Consider the following 17,955-nt stretch of genomic DNA (forward strand, 5'->3'; position numbering starts at 1 on the left):
TTACAGTTCCCAGTTACCCAGGTCGGCATCCTGGCCTTCACCGCCCGGCAGGCCATCCGCACCCAGCGAGTAAACATCCACCCGACCATGCTCACCGGGCATGCGGTACTGGTACGGAGTGCCCCACGGGTCTTCCGGCAGGCGGCGCACATAACCATCACTGCGCCAGGCCCGTGGCAGCGGTTCCTGGCTCGGTTTTTTCACCAGGGCGGCCAGGCCCTGCTCGCTGCTGGGAAAGCGCAGGTTGTCCAGCCGGTACATGTCCAGCGCCTGCTCCAGGGTGGCCAGGTCGGCCATCACTTTCTGTTTCATGGCCTTGTCCTGGTTGCCCAGCACGCTGGGCGCGACCACGGCGATGAGCAGGCCGATGATGAAGATCACCACCATGATTTCCATGAGGGTGAAACCGCGCTGGCGGTTGCGTCGATGCAGCATGGCAAAGCTCCTTGTCGTCACAGTTGCAGGCCCTGGTTGAGTTGCATGATCGGCAACAGCACCGCCAGCACGATGAACAGCACCACGGCGCCCATCACCAGGATCATCAGGGGTTCGAACAGCGCCATGGCGGTATCCACCTGGCGGGCAAAGCCGCGCTCCTGGTCGTCGGCCACGCGTTCGAGCATGTCGGCCAGGGTGCCGCTGGCCTCGCCGCTGCCAACCATGTTCACCAGTAGCGGCGGGAATTGCTGGCTGGCATCCAGCGCTCGGTGCAGGCTGGTACCGCCCTGCACTTGCTGGCGCACCTGCTCCATGGCCAGCCGGATGCGCCGGTTGCCGACGGTTTCAGTGGCCACTTGCAAGGCTTCTAGCAGGGCCACGCCACTGCCACTGAGAATCGCCAGGCTGCGCGCCAGGCGGGCGCTTTCCAGCACCTGCAGCAGGCTGCCGATGCGCGGCAGGCGCAGCAGCAACTGGTCGCGGCGCAAGCACCAATGCGGCTTGCGCAGCAACCAGCCGCCGAGCACGCCAAGCACCAACGCCACCCCCAACAACCACGGCCCGGCGTGTACCAGCCCCTGGCTCAGGCCGATCAGCAGCGAGGTGATCAGCGGCAGGCTTTGCCCCGCGTGGGCGAATTGTTCGGTGAGTTTGGGCACGACGAAGGTCATCAGGCCGACGACCACGGCAAGTGACACGCCCATCAAGACGGTGGGGTAGATCAGCGCAGTACGGGCTTTGTGTTGCTGGCGCTGTACCTGCTCCAGGTGGTCGGCCAACCGTGTAAGCACCTGTGCCAGGCGCCCGGAACGCTCGCCGGCCTCGACCAGTGCGCAATACAAACCCGTGAACGGCGCCCCTTGGCGCGCCAGGCTGCGGGCCAGGCCCAGGCCTTCGGCGAGCGATCCACGCAGGGCCACCAGCACACTGTGCAGGGCCGGCTGGCGCAGTTGGCGTTCAAGGGTAGCCAGCGCATCGACCAAGGGGATGCCAGCCCCGATAAGGGTCGCCAGCTGGCGGGTCAGTTCACAGAGCTGGGCGCGGCTTAAACGCTGGCGCCTGGCTTGCCGGGCTCCGGCTTCCTGGCGCTGCAACTGGCGGGCGAACAGGCCCTGCTCACGCAACAACTGGCGTGCATGGCGCTCGCTGTCGGCTTGCAGGCTGGCTTTGTGCGCTTTGCCGGCGAGGTCGACGGCCTGGTAGCGATACGTCGGCATGCCTTAGCCCTGCACCACACGCAGCACTTCGGCCAGGCTGGTTTCGCCACGCGCCAGACAATCACTGGCCATCGCCACCAGGCTCTGGCGGCGCTCGGCCAGGTAATCCTGCATGGCCAGTTCACTGGCGCCGTCGTAGAGCAGACCGATCAAACCGGCATCCAGCTCGATGAATTCGTACAGGCCCAGGCGCCCGACATAACCGCTGCCCTGGCACTGTTCGCAGCCCACCGCGTGGTAGCTGCTGCCCAGTGCCGCCAGTTCTGGCCACAGCTCACGCTCGGCAGGTTGCAGCGGGTACGACACGGCGCAACGGCACAAGCGCCGTACCAGGCGCTGGGCCAGCACACCACGCAGGCACGAGGCGATCAGGAACGGCTCGATGCCCATGTCGCGCAGACGGGTTACCGCCCCCACGGCGCTGTTGGTGTGCAGGGTGGACAGCACCAGATGGCCGGTAAGGCTGGACTGTACCGCGATCTGCGCGGTTTCCTGGTCGCGGATTTCACCGAGCATGATCACGTCCGGGTCCTGGCGCAGGATGGCGCGCAGGCCACTGGCAAACGTCAGCCCGGCACGCGGGTTGATGGCTGTCTGGCCAATGCCGGCGATGGCATATTCGACCGGGTCCTCGACCGTGAGGATATTGCGGCTGCCATCGTTGAGGCTATTGAGGCTGGCGTACAGGGTGGTGGTCTTGCCCGAGCCGGTCGGGCCAGTGGACAGCACGATGCCGTTGGGGCGCGCCAGGCAACTGCGCAGGCCCTGTAACACGGCGGGCGGCATGCCCAGGTTATCCAGCGCCAGCAGGCTGGCCTGCTTGTCGAGCACGCGCATGACCACCCGCTCGCCATGAATGCCGGGCAAGGTCGAAACCCGCACATCCACTTCACGGCCTGCTGCACGCAAGGTGATACGGCCGTCCTGGGGCTGGCGCTTTTCGGCGATGTCCAGGCGCGCCATGACCTTGATCCGCGACACCAGCATGGCCGACAGCGCTCGCGGTGGGCGCAACACTTCGCGCAGGTGCCCATCGACCCGCAGGCGCACCACCAGGCTCTGCTCGAAGGTTTCGATATGGATGTCCGAGGCGCGCAGGCGCAGGGCCTGGCCGAACAGGCCATTGATAAGGCGGATGACCGGGGCTTCGTCATCGCTTTCCAGCAGGTCTTCGATGCGCGGCATCTCGCTCATCAGGCTGTCCAGGTCGACCTGGTCACCGATGCCTTCGATCAGCGCTTCAGTGGCGGCATCACCCACCTCATACAACTGGCCCAGGCGCTCGTCGAACACGGCGGGTTCCAGATATTCCAGCGCACTGGGCTGGCCATGTACACGCAGCAGCTCCTGCAACTGGGCGCTGTCGGCATCACGCCGTAGCCACAGCTGCCAGCCCTCCGCCGCCGGGGCCATGGCCACCCCGCTTTGCCGTGCCTGGCGATATGGCAGCATCACCAGTCACCGCCTTCCAGGCGCGCGCGGCTGGCGGGGAATACCTGCAACAAAGGGGTGCCCTCGGCCAGGTCCGGCAGTTGCAGCGGCGTGGTCTGCTGCAAGGTGCGGTACTTGTCTTCGCTAAGCCCGGCCAGGCTCGGCCCGTCCCGCAAGATGCGCGGGCGGATGAACACCATCAGGTTCTGCTTGGTATTCTTGGTGGCGTCGGAGCGGAACAGCCGGCCCAGATAAGGGATGTCGCCGAGCAGCGGCACGCGCTGGTTGCTGGTGCTCAGTTCGTCGCTGATCAGGCCGCCGAGGATCACCAGGCCGTTGTCCTCGACCATGACCTTGGTCTTGATCTCGCGCTTGTTGGTGATCACATCGCTGGCCGCGCTGGACTCGGCGATCGATGACACCTCCTGGACAATGTCCAGGCGCACGCTGTTGTCGACGTTGATCTGCGGCTTGATACGCAGCTTCACCCCGACCTCTTTACGCTCGATGGTCTGGTACGGGTTGGCGTTGTTCTGTGTGACCGAACCGGTGACAAAGGGCACCTCCTGGCCGACCAGGATGGAGGCCTCGGCGTTGTCCAGGGTCAGCAACGTAGGTGTAGACAGCAGGTTGAAACCACTCTTGCCCTTTAGCGCATTGACCAGCATGGCGAAGTTGAACCCGCCGCCGAAATGGCCAATGCCCGCCGTGGCGCCGGTAGTGGCGGACAACAAGTCACCAAGCGCCTCGTTGTCGCCACTGGCAGCCGCCCCGGCGATGTTGGCGATGTTCACCCCGTTACTGCCGAAGTTGACGATACCGGCACCGAACTTTTCGTCGGCAAACAGCCATTGCACGCCCAGCTCCTGGGCGCTGCTATCGGACACCTCGGCAATGATCGCTTCCACCACCACCTGGGCACGGCGAATATCCAACTGCTCGACGATGGCGCGGTAGGCGGCCAGTTCGCTGTCGGGGCCGACCATCACCACAGCGTTGGTGCCTTCTTCGTATTCAAGGCGAATGCCCGGGCCACCACTGGTAGCCACCACGGGCCTGTCCTTACCCTCACCTTCACCCGCTCCTTCAGCCGGCACCGCACCCTCCTGGCTGAGCCCGCGTAACACTTTGACCACTTCACCGGCATTGGCATGGCGCAGGTAGATCACCTGGGTGCTGCCATTGCTTGGCGCCTCTTGCGGGCGGTCGAGCTGGCGCAGCAGGCTACCGATGCGGTCGAGGTTGCTGCGCCAGTCGGTAACCACCAACTGGTGCGCTGCCGGGTACGGGGTGATCACTCCAACGCGTGGGTCGATCAGGGGTTTGAGGATGCCCAGCACCTGTTCGTTGGCGGCGTTGCGCACATTGAATACGCGGGTAGCCACGCTGTCGCTGCCTTCGCCTTGCTGCCCGCCCGCCTCCACCGGCACCGGTTCCAGGCGCGCGGCCTGGTCGGGGACGATCTTCACGCTGCCGTTGGGCAGGTCGACGGTGGCATAGCCCTGGGCGCGCAACTGCGCGAGGAAGATGTCGTAGATGGCATCGGCATCGTGCAGGTCGACGGTGCGCACAGTGACCTTGCCCTTTACCCGAGGGTCGACGATGAACGTGGTACCGGTAATGCGCGACACGCTGTCGATGAACTCGCCCAGTTCGGTGTCGACGAAGTTCACCTCGTACATTGGCGTACCGTTGTCATCGAACACCGGCTCTTCGGCGCAGGCCAGGGACAGCACCAGGCTCAGCGCAGCCGCCACGCAGTATCTAACAGGCATCTTTCATCCTTGCCGCTTGAAGCCGGTCACGGCGGGGCGTGGCGGCCAGGGCAGGCGTTCGCGCCGCCCCTGGTTGTTGAAAATCAGGCCATCACTGTCGATGTCCTGCAGCACGATCCCCGGCGCCAGGCGTTGGCCACGCGCCAGCGTGCGTACTTGCTCGCCGTAGCGCAGCACCACCACGCTGGAGGCCAGTGGCTCAGCCTTCAGGCCCCCGAGGTATTGCAGTGGCAGGCGGGTAATGGCGATTGCACCGTCGTCGATGGGCGCCTGCCAGTGACCGGCCATCAGCCCAGGCAACGGACCGACAGCCACCGCAGGTGCTGTCGCCGGTTGTGGCTGGCGGCTCAGTTGCAGCACGCACTGGGCAGCCAGCCAGCCTGCCAAGGTCAGGCCTGCGCCCGAGAGCAGGCGCGAAGCGAACGTCACGAAGCCAACTGCCGTGGGTGCCAGCCCGGGTGCCCCTGCACATAGCGCACGTCTGGCCATTGCAACGGCATCAGTTGCCAGCCGGGTGCCTGACGGGCGAGCCAGGCTTCAACCCGCTGCCACAGGGGCTCGCCCGCCTGGCTTTCAAACTGCAGGCCAAAGGTGCGGCACAAGCCCTGCACCGGCTCCAGCCCTGTGATGCGCTTGCCTTGCGGGCTGTAGCTGACCCCCCAGGCCTGGCTCTGCCAGCGTGGCAGGTCTTGGCTGTTGTCCAGCAGTAGCGGGTCGCCGAACAGTTGCTCTGCGGCGTTCTCCAGTACTTGCTCCACCTGCCGGGCCGGCGCTTCGACCACCGGGGCCGGGTAGCCACCAGTCAGGCTGATCAGGTGTTCGCGGGTGATGGGGGCACCTGCGGGCAGCGGGTAGTCATAGCGCAGGCCCGGCAGCAGCACGGGCATGCTGCTTTCATCGGCCAACGCTTGATGCAGCAAGCGGTCCCAGCTGCCGCCACGGGTGTCGCGGCGCCACAAAGCCTGTGGCGCACGGGCCAGCGGTTGGTCGAGCCAGGCCGCATGGCCGGCGCGTTGCTGGCGCAAGGTAGCCTGCAGTTGCCCCACCCGCAGTTGCGCGGCGGGTGACAGTTGCTGTTCGAAGGCCGGGAAGAAACGCCCATCGAATTGCCATGCGCCAGCCACTCGCTGACAACGCAGGCGGAAGGCGCCGCTGCCCCGGCAACCGGCGAACAGCACCGGCACGCGCCGGCCACTGGCCTGGGTGACCTCGACCGGCGCCGGCCACAGGTCCTGGCCACGGGCACACAACAACACGTCGATTTGCGGCACCCGCTCGGCCAGCCACAAGCCAGGGCCTGTGCCTATGTCGGCCATGGCCACCACCAGGTCGGCTTCGCGCCGGGCTTGCTCGAACACGGGTTGTAATGATTGGTACCACAGTTTCAGGGAGGCTTTCTGGTCCTGGGCGTAAGGGTCAGTCACGCCGACCACGGCAATGCGGGCACCGCCGCGCTCGAAGACGTGCAAGGCCTCCAGCCCCAGTGCCTGACGTTGCGCGTCCGCCAGCCCGGCGCCCAAGGTAATAGCGCTAGCCTGGCGATACAGCCCATGGCTACGCTGCGGCCACAGCACGCGTTCATCGCTGCTGACACGCACCTCACTGCCCAGCAGCTGGCTGCCTTGAACGCCGCTCTCACCTTGAGTCAGGTAGGCCAGGCCACTGCCATTCCAGCCTTGGCCGTTTTCCAGGGTCAGGCTGTTACCTGCACCGGCCTCCGCCCGCAGTTGCTCCAGCAACGCCGCCAGCACGGCAAAACCGCCCAGCTGGGCTGCAGTTGCCTGGCTGGCATCGAGCAACGGCGCCAGTTGCGGGTAGGCCAGGCTGGCGCTGCTGCCGGTCATCCAAGGTGCGCGGCCCAGGTGGCTGACCGGCCCCAGCCGAGTCGCCGGCACCACCGCCTGGCCAGGTTGGCGGGCATCGAGGGTATCGGCCACGTACAGCAGGTCGAGGTGGGCGTTACCGCCCTGCTGTGCAGGGAAAGCAGAACAGGCGCCGAGCAGCGGGGCCATGGCCCCGACACCCATCCAGCTGATCACTTCGCGCCTGTGCATGCTGCTTGCCATCGAACCCGCCATCCTTATCCATGTTCATTCAGGGCTCCGGATGTTGCGGCGTTGGCATTACAGTTTGATGGCAGAATTCCGACAGTCATTCCAAATCGATCTGTCAGCGAATGTTCTAAGAGCGGGCCGTTTTAAAACCCCGTTAACATTTCTGCCAATGAATCATCATATTTGCGCACTAAAGTCGCGGTTTCCTCTAACTCAGCCAATATAAGGACACCCTGATGAGTCGAGATACCGGCGACAACCTGAACCGGAACCAAAGCGGCAACCTGCCGATGGCCAACGTCATGGACGCCTACCTCAGCCGCCGCAGCGTGATGCGTGGCAGCCTGGGCGCCGCCATCGCCATGATCGCCGGTACCGGCCTGACAGGCTGCTTCGACGGTGGTGGTTCCGATCACGATGATCCGGTCACCGAGCCACCGGTGACCGAGCCGCCTGTTACCGAACCAGAGGTACCGAAACTGGCGCTGGGCTTCCAGTCCATCCCGGGCTCGCGCACCGACGCCTGCGTGGTGGCCGCCGGCTACAGCGCCTATGTGCTGGCGCCGTGGGGTACGCCAATCAACAGCAACGGCAACCCGTGGAAGTCTGACGGCAGCAACACCTCGACCGACCAGGCCAATGCCATGGGCATGCACCATGACGGCATGCACTTCTTCCCCATCAACGGCAGCTCGGAAGACGGCTTGCTGGCGATCAACTTCGAATACATCGACACCGCTGCCCTGCACCCGGCCGGCCCCACCACCGACGTGAATGGCAAGCGTCCGGTCGAGGAAGTACGCAAGGAAATCAACGCCCACGGGGCTGGCGTGGTGCGCCTGCAGAAAGTCAGCGGACGCTGGCAGGTGGTCGACAACGACCCGCTGAACCGCCGCTTCACCACCGCCTCGCGCATGGAAATCACTGGCCCGCTGCGCGGTACCGACCACGTCAAAACCAAGTACTCCACCGCCGGCACCCATTGCCGTGGCACCAACAACAACTGCGGCAACGGCTACACCCCGTGGGGCACCTACCTGACCTGCGAAGAGAACTGGCCAGGCATTTTCGTCAACAAGGGTACCCGCCCCGAAGACCAGCGCCGCATTGGCGTGGGCACCTCCAGCGGCCAATACAAATGGGAAACCGCAGCTGGCGACAGCACTGAGGTGGCCGACGAATTTGCCCGTTTCGACGTTACCGTCAAAGGCACCAGCGCTACCGACGACTACCGCAACGAAGCCAGCACCTACGGCTACATCGTCGAAATCGACCCGTACAACAGCAGCACCCTGGCCACCAAGCGCACCGCCCTGGGCCGCTTCCGCCACGAGGGCTGCGCCCCAGGCCTGCCGGTCGCCGGCAAGCCGCTGGTGTGGTACATGGGTGACGACTCGAACAACGAGTACCTGTACAAGTGGGTGTCCACCGCCGTGTGGGACGCCGCCGACGCCACCCCGGCCGACCGCCTGGCCACCGGTGCCAAGTACCTTGACCAGGGCAAGCTCTACGTGGCCCGCTTCAATGCCGACGGCACCGGCGTATGGCTGCTGCTGGATGTGAACACCGCTACCACTAACGGCAGCACCCTGGGTGCGCTGTATGGTGACTTGCCAGGCATCATCCTCAACACCCGTGGCGCCGGCGATGCCGTGGGCGCAACGCCGATGGACCGCCCGGAATGGACCACGGTCAACCCGCTGAACGGCGATGTATACCTGACCCTGACCAACAACAGCGCGCGCACCCCGGAAAAGGTCGATGCGGCCAACCCGCGCGGCCCGAACCGCCATGGCCACATCATTCGCTGGCACGACAGCGACGACCAGCTGAGCTTCACCTGGGACATCTTCGTGTTCGGCGCCAACGCCGCCGGTACTGCCGATATCAACCGTTCCGGCCTGACCGAACTGAACCAGTTCGCCAGCCCCGACGGCATGAGCTTCGATAGCCGTGGCGTGCTGTGGTTCGAGACTGACAACGGTGAAAGCACCCTCACTGATTACACCAACGACCAGCTGCTGGCAGTGATTCCTTCTGACCTGGTGGATGCCAGTGGCAAGCAGGTGCCGGTGAACGCGCAGAATCAGGTGAACCTGCGCCGCTTCTTCGTTGGGCCGAATGAGTGTGAGGTGACCGGGATTACCTTTACCCCGGACAACAAGACAATGTTCGTGAACATTCAGCACCCGGGGAACTGGCCGTATACCGACAAGGCGACCGATGCTACCCCGGCCGGGGCCACAGTACGGCCGCGGGCTTCGACGGTGGTGATTCAGCGTAATGATGGCGGGGAGATCGGGACTGCCTGATAGATCTGCGCACGGGGGCCGCTTTGCGGCCCAATCGCCGGCAAGCCAGCTCCCACAGGGAAACCGCAGCCTCTGAATGCTGTGGTACTCCTGTGGGAGCTGGCTTGCCGGCGATTGGGCTGCAAAGCAGCCCCGGCAATTTCAATCCTTACCAGGCCATCGGCTCCCGGCTACGCACCCGCACTTGCTGCGCTGGCACCCGGGCATGCCATTGCACCACCCCCAACGCCTCCACCTGGAACTCGCTGCGTATCACCCGCCCTTCTTCCTCGAACGACAACTGCAACAGGAAATACCCGCTGTTCAGCAACAACCCTTCGCTCAGCCGTTCGAACGTTTCGTCATCCACCGCTCCCAACGCCTGACGCAAGGCACCTGCATCCACATACCCCGACGCCGGCCGCCCGCTGATGATGCGGCTGAGCAACGAGCGCGAATAGCGCCCTTCGTACAACGCCTCCAGCAACGGCAAATGCTCCAGCCCAAGCGCATTGGCGTTCAGCCGCCAGCCGGTTACCTGCGGCAAGGCACATAGCATCGGGTAGCGGGCCTGCCGGCTGGCGTCCGGCTCCAGCAGCAGGTTCAGTTCGCTGGTGTCGAGCATCGGCTGGTTGGCCGCCAACCGAGCCGGCTGCTGACGCAGGTACTGGGCGCTTTCGGCGCCTTGCAGGCGAGTATCGCTGTCGGCGTCGAGCCAGTCGGCCAGCGCATCGACCAGTCGCTCTGCCGCCATGTCGTCGCCTAGCAAATAGCGCAACTGACGCTCGGCTCGCTCGCCATCAGCACCTAACAACGCATTGACGTTAAAACAGGTGTGCTGATCGCGCACCCGCAACTGCGCCTGGCCGGCGCCAAAGTCATAGTTCAACGGCTGCCCACGCAGGGCCTGCCAGAACAACGGGCTAAGCCGCCAGGCGGGGTCGCGCAGGGCTTGCTCGGCGTAGGCCAGGCCGGCCTGCTCCATGGCCCGCGCTTGCACCCGCTGGCGCAGCAGGCGCACCTCATCCACTTGGCGCCGGCCGTCTTCCACCAGCCAGGCCATGCCCGCCGCCAACATTGCCAGCACCACCATCACCATCAACAGGGCCGCCCCCTGCTGTTGCCTGCCACCCATCCGTGCGTGCCTCGCTCGCAGAATAAAGACGCCAGTCAACACGCGGCGTGTTGCAGGTAGATGGCAATGCCCATCCGTCATGTGTACGTCATCTACACGAGGCAGGATTAGCCTTCCTTTTCATGACCTTACAGGAGTGGTCGCAATGGGTGGCATTGGAATCTGGCAACTGGTGATCGTACTGCTGATCGTATTCCTGCTGTTTGGCACCAAGCGCCTCAAGGGCCTGGGCAGCGATGTGGGTGAGGCGATCCAGGGTTTTCGCAAATCCATGGGCGGTGACAACGATGTCAATGCCGCTGGCCAGGCACAGGTACAGCAGCAGGCGCCGCTGAACGGCCAGGCCACTCAGCAGCCTCAAGCGGATCGTCAGGCCTGATGTTCGAGGTAGGCTTCAGCGAGTTGCTGTTGGTCGGCATCGTCGCGTTGCTGGTGCTGGGCCCGGAACGCCTGCCAGTGGCGGCGCGTACCCTGGGGCGCGGACTGGGTCAGGCGCGCCGGGCCATGCACGCCTTACGCACGCAGGTAGAACGCGAAATCGACATGCCGAACCTCGACAGCGCCCCATTACAGCGCCTGGAGCAGGAGATCCGCCAAGGCATAAGCCTGAACGCGGAGCCGGCCAATGATGCAGCCACGGTCGCCCTGCCCAAGGAAAACGCCTCATGAGTATTGCCATGGACCCGGCGGCCAGCATGCCGTTGACCGAACACCTGCGCGACCTGCGCAAACGCCTGGTGCGTTGCCTGGCGTTGGTGGCGCTGGTGTTTGCCGGCCTGTTCCCCTTTGCTCAAACGCTGTACACGCTCATTTCCGAACCGCTACGGCGCTTTTTGCCAGAAGGCGCGAGCATGATCGCTACCAGCGTCACCTCGCCGTTTCTGACACCGTTCAAGCTGACCGCGATGTGTGCGCTGTTCGTGGCCATGCCGCTGCTGCTGCACCAGGCCTGGGGCTTTCTGGCGCCGGGGCTGTACCGCCGTGAACGGCGCATTGCCCTGCCGCTGCTAGTGTCGAGCATCGTGCTGTTCTATGCCGGCATGGCGTTCGCGTTCTTCCTGGTGTTCCCGATGATGTTCGGCTTTTTTGCCAGCGTGACGCCGGACGGCGTGGCGATGATGACCGACATCAGCCAGTACCTGGACTTTATTCTGGCGCTGTTCCTGGCGTTCGGGCTGGCGTTCGAGATCCCGGTGGCGACGTTCATCGTGGTCTGGGTGGGGTTGGCCGATGTGGCCACGTTGCGGCGCAGCAGGCCCTACGTGATTGTCGGGTGCTTTGTGGTGGGGATGATATTGACGCCGCCGGATGTGTTTTCGCAGACGATGCTGGCGGTGCCGATGTGGGTGCTGTTCGAGGTGGGGTTGCTGGCTTGTGGCGGGTTGAAGAAACCGGAGCAAAACCGAGAGATTGTGGCGAGTTGATAGGGCCCTATCGCCGGCAAGCCAGCTCCCACAGGGATATCACAAGATCTTGAAAGGGTGATATCCCTGTGGGGGCTGGCTTGCCGGCGATTGCCTTGATGCGGTCTAGAACTCGGCGAGCCGCCAGACTTCATAGGCTGGCGTCTCGTACGGGTGGCTCTGCTTGAGCGCAGCGACGACCTGGGTAATCAGATCGTCAGCCACCACCAGCTCCACCTTCCATTCCTCTACCACCTCAACCTGGCCGGCTTGCCCGAGGAACGGCTGGCTGCCGTCCAACGGGCGAAACTGGCCCTGGCCCAGGGTTTGCCAGGCGCAGTGGTCATAGTCACCGATGCGCCCGCCACCGGCGGCGAATACGGCGGCCTTGACCACTTCGACATGGCTGGCGGGGACGAAGAAGGCGAGCTTGTACACGCCTTAGTTCACCCACACCCGTGCGTTGCGGAACATACGCATCAGCGCGGCATCTTCCTGCCACTCGTCCGGGCGCCAGGAGTTCTGCACGGCGCGGAACATACGCTCCGGGTGCGGCATCATGATGGTCACGCGGCCGTCGCGGCTGGTAAGGCCGGTGATACCACGCGGCGAGCCGTTCGGGTTGGCCGGGTAGGCTTCGGTGACCTTGCCGTGGTTGTCGACGTAGCGCAGGGCCACGCAACCGGACACGTCGGCTTCCAGCAGTGCCGCTTCGTTGGCGAACTCGGCGTGGCCTTCGCCGTGGGCGATGGCGATCGGCATGCGCGAACCGGCCATGCCCTGCAGGAAGATCGAGTTGGACTTCTGCACCTCGACCATGGCCACACGGGCTTCGAACTGCTCCGAGCGGTTACGCACGAAGTGCGGCCAGTACTCGGTGCCCGGGATCAGCTCGTGCAGGTTGGACATCATCTGGCAACCGTTGCACACGCCCAGGGCGAAGCTGTCGGTACGCTCGAAGAAGGCCTGGAAGGCGTCACGGGCACGGGCGTTGAACAACGCCGACTTGGCCCAGCCTTCGCCGGCACCCAGTACGTCACCGTACGAGAAACCACCGCAGGCGACCAGGCCCTTGAAGGCTTCGAAGTCGACACGGCCAGCGAGGATGTCGCTCATGTGCACGTCGATGGCGGCGAAGCCGGCGCGGTCGAAGGCAGCAGCCATTTCGACCTGGCCGTTGACACCCTGCTCGCGCAGGATGGCCACTTGCGGGCGCACGCCCTTCTTGATGTACGGTGCGGCGATGTCGTCGTTTACGTCGAAGCCCAGCTTCACCGACAGGCCCGGGTTGTCTTCTTCGAGCAGCAGGTCGAATTCCTGGTCGGCGCAGTCGGCGTTGTCGCGCAGGCGCTGGATCTGGTAGCTGGTTTCGGCCCACTGGCGCTGCAGCATGCGGCGGTCGTCGTCGAACAGCACTTCGCCGTTCAGGCTGATGGACACTTCACCGTTGTTGACCGGCTTGCCGATCACCGCGACGCAACCTTCGCCCAGGCCGGCAGCGCTGAACTGTGCGAGTACGTCCGGAGTGGCATCCTGGCGAACCTGGATGACTGCGCCCAGCTCTTCGTTGAAGAGGATGGCCGGCACGTCGCCCTTGCTGTCGGTCAGCGGGTCGAGGTGCAGGTCGAGGCCGCAGTGGCCGGCGAAGGCCATTTCCAGCACGGTGGTGACCAGGCCGCCGTCGGAACGGTCGTGGTAGGCCAGCAGGTGGCCGTCGGCGTTCAGGCCCTGGATGACCGCGAAGAAGGCCTTGAGGTCTTCGGCGTCGTCGACGTCCGGCGCCTGGGCAGCGATCTTGCCGTAGGTCTGGGCCAGGATCGAGGCGCCCATGCGGTTCTTGCCACGGCCCAGGTCGATCAGGATCAGGTCGGTCTCGCCCTTGTCCATGCGCAGTTGCGGGGTCAGGGTTTTGCGGATGTCGGTGACCGGGGCGAAGCCGGTGATGATCAGCGACATTGGCGAGGTAACGCTCTTCTCGACGCCTTCATCGCTCCACTTGGTCTTCATCGACATCGAGTCTTTGCCGACCGGAATGGTAATGCCCAGCTCCGGGCACAGCTCCATGCCGACAGCCTTGACGGTGTCGTACAGGCGGGCGTCTTCACCCGGGTGACCAGCAGCGGACATCCAGTTGGCCGACAGTTTGATGTCGGACAGCTTCTCGATGCGCGAGGCAGCCAGGTTGGTCAGGGTTTCGCCGATGGCCATGCGGCCGGACGCCGGGGCATCCAGCAGTGCCAACGGGGTACGCTCACCCATGGCCATGGCTTCACCGGTGTACACGTCGAAGCTGGTGGCGGTGACGGCGCAGTCAGCTACCGGTACCTGCCACGGGCCGACCATCTGGTCGCGGGCAACCAGGCCGGTGATGGTGCGGTCGCCGATGGTGATCAGGAAGCTCTTGCTGGCCACGGCCGGGTGGCTAAGAACGCGCTGGACGGCGTTGTCCAGGTCCAGCTTGCTCGGGTCGAAGTCATCGCCCAGCTCGGCTTCGCGGGTAACCGAACGGTGCATGCGTGGCGGCTTGCCCAGCAGCACGTCCAGCGGCATGTCCACCGGGGTGTTGCCGAAGTGGCTGTCGCTGACGGTCAGGTGTTGCTCTTCAGTCGCTTCACCGACTACGGCAAACGGGCAGCGCTCGCGCTCACAGATGGCCTGGAAGCGGTCGAAGTCAACGGCACTGACGGCCAGTACGTAACGCTCTTGCGATTCGTTGCTCCAGATTTCGTGCGGGGCCATGCCCGGCTCGTCGTTGGGCACGTTACGCAGTTCGAAGCGGCCACCACGACCACCGTCGTTGACCAGCTCAGGGAAGGCGTTGGAGATACCGCCGGCGCCAACGTCGTGGATGAAGGCGATCGGGTTGGCGTCGCCCAGCTGCCAGCAGCGGTCGATGACCTCCTGGCAACGGCGCTCCATTTCAGGGTTTTCGCGCTGCACCGAGGCGAAATCCAGGTCTGCCGAGCTGGCACCGGTCGCCACCGACGAAGCGGCGCCGCCGCCCAGGCCGATCAGCATGGCCGGGCCACCGAGCACGATCAGCTTGGCGCCGACGGTGATCTCGCCCTTCTGCACGTGGTCTTCACGGATGTTGCCCATACCACCGGCCAGCATGATCGGCTTGTGGTAACCGCGCACTTCTTCGCCGTGCGGGGTGTTGATGGCCTGCTCGAAGGTACGGAAGTAACCGGTCAGGGCCGGGCGACCGAATTCGTTGTTGAACGCCGCGCCACCCAGAGGGCCTTCGATCATGATGTCGAGGGCGTCGACGATGCGCTCAGGCTTGCCGTAAGCCTGCTCCCATGGCTGCTCGAAGCCTGGGATGCGCAGGTTGGATACGGTGAAGCCGGTGAGGCCAGCCTTGGGCTTGGCGCCACGGCCGGTAGCACCTTCGTCGCGGATTTCGCCGCCGGAGCCGGTGGAGGCGCCAGAGAACGGGGCGATGGCGGTCGGGTGGTTGTGGGTTTCCACCTTCATCAGGATGTGCACCGGCTCCTGCACCGCGCCGTACTGGCGGGTTTCAGGGTTCGGGAAGAAGCGGCCGGCCACGTTACCGACGATGACCGAGGCGTTGTCCTTGTAGGCGGACAGCACGCCTTCGTTGTGCATCTGGTAGGTGTTCTTGATCATGCCGAACAGGCTCTTTTCCTGAGCCTGGCCGTCAATGTCCCAACTGGCGTTGAAGATCTTGTGGCGGCAGTGCTCGGAGTTGGCCTGGGCGAACATCATCAGTTCGATGTCGTTCGGGTTGCGCTTGAGGCCCTGGAAGGCGTTGACCAGGTAATCGATCTCGTCTTCGGCCAAGGCCAGGCCCAGGTCGATGTTGGCCTTGGCCAGGGCGTCGCGGCCACCGGCCAGGATGTCGACCGAGGTCATCGGCTTGGGCTGGGCGTGGCTGAACATGTCGGCCGCCTGCTCCAGCTGAGCCAGCACGCGCTGGGTCATGCGGTCGTGCAGCTCGGCGGCGATCAAGGCAGCGTCAGCATCGCTCAGGGTGCCGGCGACGTAGTAGGCGATGCCGCGCTCCAGGCGCTGGATCGACTGCAGGCCGCAGTTGTGGGCGATGTCGCTGGCCTTGCTGGCCCAAGGCGAAATGGTGCCCAGGCGCGGTACGACCAGGAACAGGCGGCCGGTCGGCTCCTGTACCGGCACGCTCGGGCCGTACTTGAGCAGACGGCCCAGCACCTGCTGCTGGTCGGCGGTCAGCTCGCCGTCAACATCGGCGAAGTGGGCAAATTCGGCATACAAACCAGTAACAGCGGGGACTTTCTGGCTCAGTTGCTCGAGTAATTTACCGTGGCGAAAGGCAGAAAGGGCAGGAGCGCCGCGCAGGATCAACATCGTCGGGACAGCCTCAGGAAGGGGTGTGCTTAGAGGCCGTGCATTCTAGCCTAATTCGATGGCTTTCGGCACCCGCTCTACGCCACGGCTGCCGGGCGGTGGAACCGGACTTTCGGGTCAGAAAATTTGCCCTGTATTGCCTGCACCGGCCTCATCGCCGGCAAGCCAGCTCCCACAGGTGCACCACAGGTTTCAAGGTCGGTGTTGTACCTGTGGGAGCTGGCTTGCCGGCGATGAGGCCGGTGCAGCACATAAAGTGCTACCAGACAAGCTAACAGTTGTCGAGATATGGTTGGGCCGGTCCTTTGCGTATACTGCAACCTATGTTCGCCCACACTGCTTTGCGCCAGCGTTGCGCCAAATGGCTTCTCGCAACCGGACTCTTTCTGCTGCTCGGTGCCTGCGTTGAAAAACCCAGCACCCTCGAGCGCGTGAAGGAGGATGGCGTGCTGCGCGTCATCACCCGCAACAGCCCGGCCACCTACTTCCAGGACCGCAACGGCGAAACCGGCTTCGAATACGAGCTGGTCCAGCATTTCGCCGAAGATCTCGGCGTAAAGCTGCAAATCGAGACCGCCGACAACCTCGACGAGCTGTACGACGCCCTCGGCAAGCCCTCCGGCCCGGTGCTGGCCGCTGCCGGCCTGGTCAGCAGCGAGCGGCGCAAGGCCCAGGTCAGATACTCTCACCCGTACCTGGAGGTGACCCCGCAGGTCATCTACCGCAACGGCCGCCCGCGCCCCACAGACGCCAAGGGCCTGGTCGGCAAGAAGATCATGGTACTCAAGGGCAGCAGCCATGCCGACCAACTGGCCGAGCTGAAGAAGCAGTACCCGGGCCTGCAATACGAAGAGTCAGACGCCGTCGAGGTGGTCGACCTGTTGCGCATGGTCGACGAAGGGCAGATCGACCTGACCCTGGTCGACTCCAACGAGCTGGCGATGAACCAGGTGTACTTCCCCAACGTGCGGGTTGCCTTCGACCTGGGCGATACCCGTGACCAGCGCTGGGCAGTGGCTGCGGGCGAAGACAACAGCCTGCTCAACGAGATCAACGAATTTCTCGACAAGGCGCAGAAGAACGGCACCCTGCAGCGCCTGAAAGACCGTTATTACGGCCATGTCGACGTGTTGGGCTATGTGGGCGCCTACACCTTCGCCCAGCACCTGCAGCAACGCCTGCCCAAGTACGAGAAGCACTTCAAGAGCTACGCCAAGGTCGAGCAGGTGGACTGGCGTCTGCTGGCCGCTATCGGCTATCAGGAATCGATGTGGCAGCCTGAGGTTACCTCCAAGACCGGCGTGCGCGGCTTGATGATGCTGACCCAGCGCACTGCCCAGGCCATGGGCGTATCCAACCGCCTGGACCCGAAACAGAGCATCCAGGGCGGCGCCAAATACTTCATGAAGATCAAGGAAGAGCTGGACGACAGCATTCAGGAGCCGGACCGCACCTGGTTCGCACTGGCTGCCTATAACGTCGGCAGCGGCCACCTGGAAGACGCCCGTACCCTGGCCAAGCGCGAGAAGCTCAACCCGAACAAATGGCTGGACGTGAAGAAGATGCTGCCGCGCCTGTCGCAGAAGCAGTGGTATCGCCAGACCAAATACGGCTATGCGCGTGGCGGCGAGCCGGTGCACTTCGTGGCCAACATCCGCCGCTACTACGACATCCTCACCTGGGTGACCCAGCCGCAGCTCGAAGGCCAGGTGGCCGAGGGCAACCTGCATGTGCCCGGGGTGAACAAGGACAAGCCGGCGGATCAGTCGCCGCCGATGTAAGCCTGCACCGGCCTCTTCGCGGGCATGCCCGCTCCCACAGGTACACCACAGGTTTTAAGGGCAGTGATATTCCTGTGGGAGCGGGCGCC

General features: G+C 64.5%; 14 protein-coding genes. 5 read left to right on the forward strand and 9 right to left on the reverse strand.

What is annotated here, in order from left to right; translation table 11 throughout:
- Genes gspG through A0O30_RS13710 form a run of 6 tightly spaced genes read right to left on the reverse strand, consistent with a single transcriptional unit; the run spans window position 1 to window position 6,927 of the window.
- Window positions 1–435 carry a type II secretion system major pseudopilin GspG gene (gspG, locus tag A0O30_RS13685; RefSeq protein ID WP_016713017.1) on the reverse strand — a complete coding sequence of 145 codons (435 nt, stop codon included), beginning with the start codon at window positions 433–435 and terminating at the stop codon, window positions 1–3.
- A 17-nt stretch (window positions 436–452) separates the two neighbouring features.
- On the reverse strand, window positions 453–1,655 hold the full coding sequence (gene gspF / locus A0O30_RS13690) for a type II secretion system inner membrane protein GspF (RefSeq protein WP_105946874.1): 1,203 nt from the start codon (window positions 1,653–1,655) through the stop codon (window positions 453–455).
- Window positions 1,656–1,658: 3 nt separating this feature from the next.
- Window positions 1,659–3,107, reverse strand: a complete 1,449-nt coding sequence (locus A0O30_RS13695) for a GspE/PulE family protein (protein WP_105946875.1) — start codon at window positions 3,105–3,107, stop codon at window positions 1,659–1,661.
- Window positions 3,107–4,861: a type II secretion system secretin GspD gene (gene gspD, locus A0O30_RS13700; RefSeq protein ID WP_156867974.1), complete on the reverse strand. Its 1,755-nt coding sequence runs from the start codon at window positions 4,859–4,861 to the stop codon at window positions 3,107–3,109. The genes A0O30_RS13695 and gspD overlap by 1 nt, the downstream gene beginning before the upstream one ends.
- A 3-nt stretch (window positions 4,862–4,864) precedes the next feature.
- The gene (locus tag A0O30_RS13705; RefSeq protein ID WP_105946876.1) at window positions 4,865–5,290 is read right to left on the reverse strand and encodes a pilus assembly protein PilZ; all 426 of its coding nucleotides are present in this window, start codon (window positions 5,288–5,290) and stop codon (window positions 4,865–4,867) included.
- Window positions 5,287–6,927 (reverse strand): lipoprotein UxpA, encoded by a 1,641-nt coding sequence (locus tag A0O30_RS13710; RefSeq protein ID WP_105946877.1) that lies wholly within the window; start codon window positions 6,925–6,927, stop codon window positions 5,287–5,289. The genes A0O30_RS13705 and A0O30_RS13710 overlap by 4 nt, the downstream gene beginning before the upstream one ends.
- Before the next feature lie 224 nt (window positions 6,928–7,151).
- Here A0O30_RS13710 and A0O30_RS13715 point away from each other — a divergent pair, with 224 nt between their 5' ends.
- A complete protein-coding gene (locus tag A0O30_RS13715) occupies window positions 7,152–9,227 on the forward strand; it encodes a PhoX family phosphatase (RefSeq protein WP_105946878.1) in 2,076 nt (691 codons plus the stop codon).
- A gap of 148 nt (window positions 9,228–9,375) precedes the next feature.
- Here A0O30_RS13715 and gspK read toward each other — a convergent pair whose 3' ends face one another.
- Window positions 9,376–10,341 (reverse strand): type II secretion system minor pseudopilin GspK, encoded by a 966-nt coding sequence (gspK, locus tag A0O30_RS13725; protein ID WP_105946880.1) that lies wholly within the window; start codon window positions 10,339–10,341, stop codon window positions 9,376–9,378.
- A gap of 145 nt (window positions 10,342–10,486) precedes the next feature.
- Here gspK and tatA point away from each other — a divergent pair, with 145 nt between their 5' ends.
- From tatA to tatC, 3 genes are read left to right on the forward strand one after another with little or no spacing between them, the layout of a single operon-like run.
- Complete coding sequence (tatA, locus tag A0O30_RS13730; RefSeq protein ID WP_025753757.1) at window positions 10,487–10,720, forward strand: twin-arginine translocase TatA/TatE family subunit; 234 nt, start codon at window positions 10,487–10,489, stop codon at window positions 10,718–10,720.
- Entirely contained in the window at window positions 10,720–11,010 is a 291-nt protein-coding gene (gene tatB, locus A0O30_RS13735) for a Sec-independent protein translocase protein TatB (RefSeq protein ID WP_028698967.1), read from the forward strand. The genes tatA and tatB overlap by 1 nt, the downstream gene beginning before the upstream one ends.
- Complete coding sequence (gene tatC / locus A0O30_RS13740; protein WP_105946881.1) at window positions 11,007–11,765, forward strand: twin-arginine translocase subunit TatC; 759 nt, start codon at window positions 11,007–11,009, stop codon at window positions 11,763–11,765. Before tatB ends, tatC begins: the two co-directional genes overlap by 4 nt.
- Window positions 11,766–11,870: 105 nt before the next feature.
- Here tatC and A0O30_RS13745 read toward each other — a convergent pair whose 3' ends face one another.
- Entirely contained in the window at window positions 11,871–12,182 is a 312-nt protein-coding gene (locus A0O30_RS13745) for an NGG1p interacting factor NIF3 (RefSeq protein ID WP_105946882.1), read from the reverse strand.
- A gap of 3 nt (window positions 12,183–12,185) precedes the next feature.
- Window positions 12,186–16,085 carry a phosphoribosylformylglycinamidine synthase gene (gene purL, locus A0O30_RS13750; RefSeq protein WP_104834059.1) on the reverse strand — a complete coding sequence of 1,300 codons (3,900 nt, stop codon included), beginning with the start codon at window positions 16,083–16,085 and terminating at the stop codon, window positions 12,186–12,188.
- A 323-nt stretch (window positions 16,086–16,408) separates the two neighbouring features.
- Between purL and mltF the strand changes: the two genes are divergently transcribed.
- Entirely contained in the window at window positions 16,409–17,866 is a 1,458-nt protein-coding gene (gene mltF, locus A0O30_RS13760) for a membrane-bound lytic murein transglycosylase MltF (RefSeq protein ID WP_019098095.1), read from the forward strand.
- Window positions 17,867–17,955: the final 89 nt, after the last annotated feature.

Source organism: Pseudomonas sp. LLC-1 (genome assembly GCF_002992185.1).
GTDB lineage: Bacteria > Pseudomonadota > Gammaproteobacteria > Pseudomonadales > Pseudomonadaceae > Aquipseudomonas > Aquipseudomonas monteilii.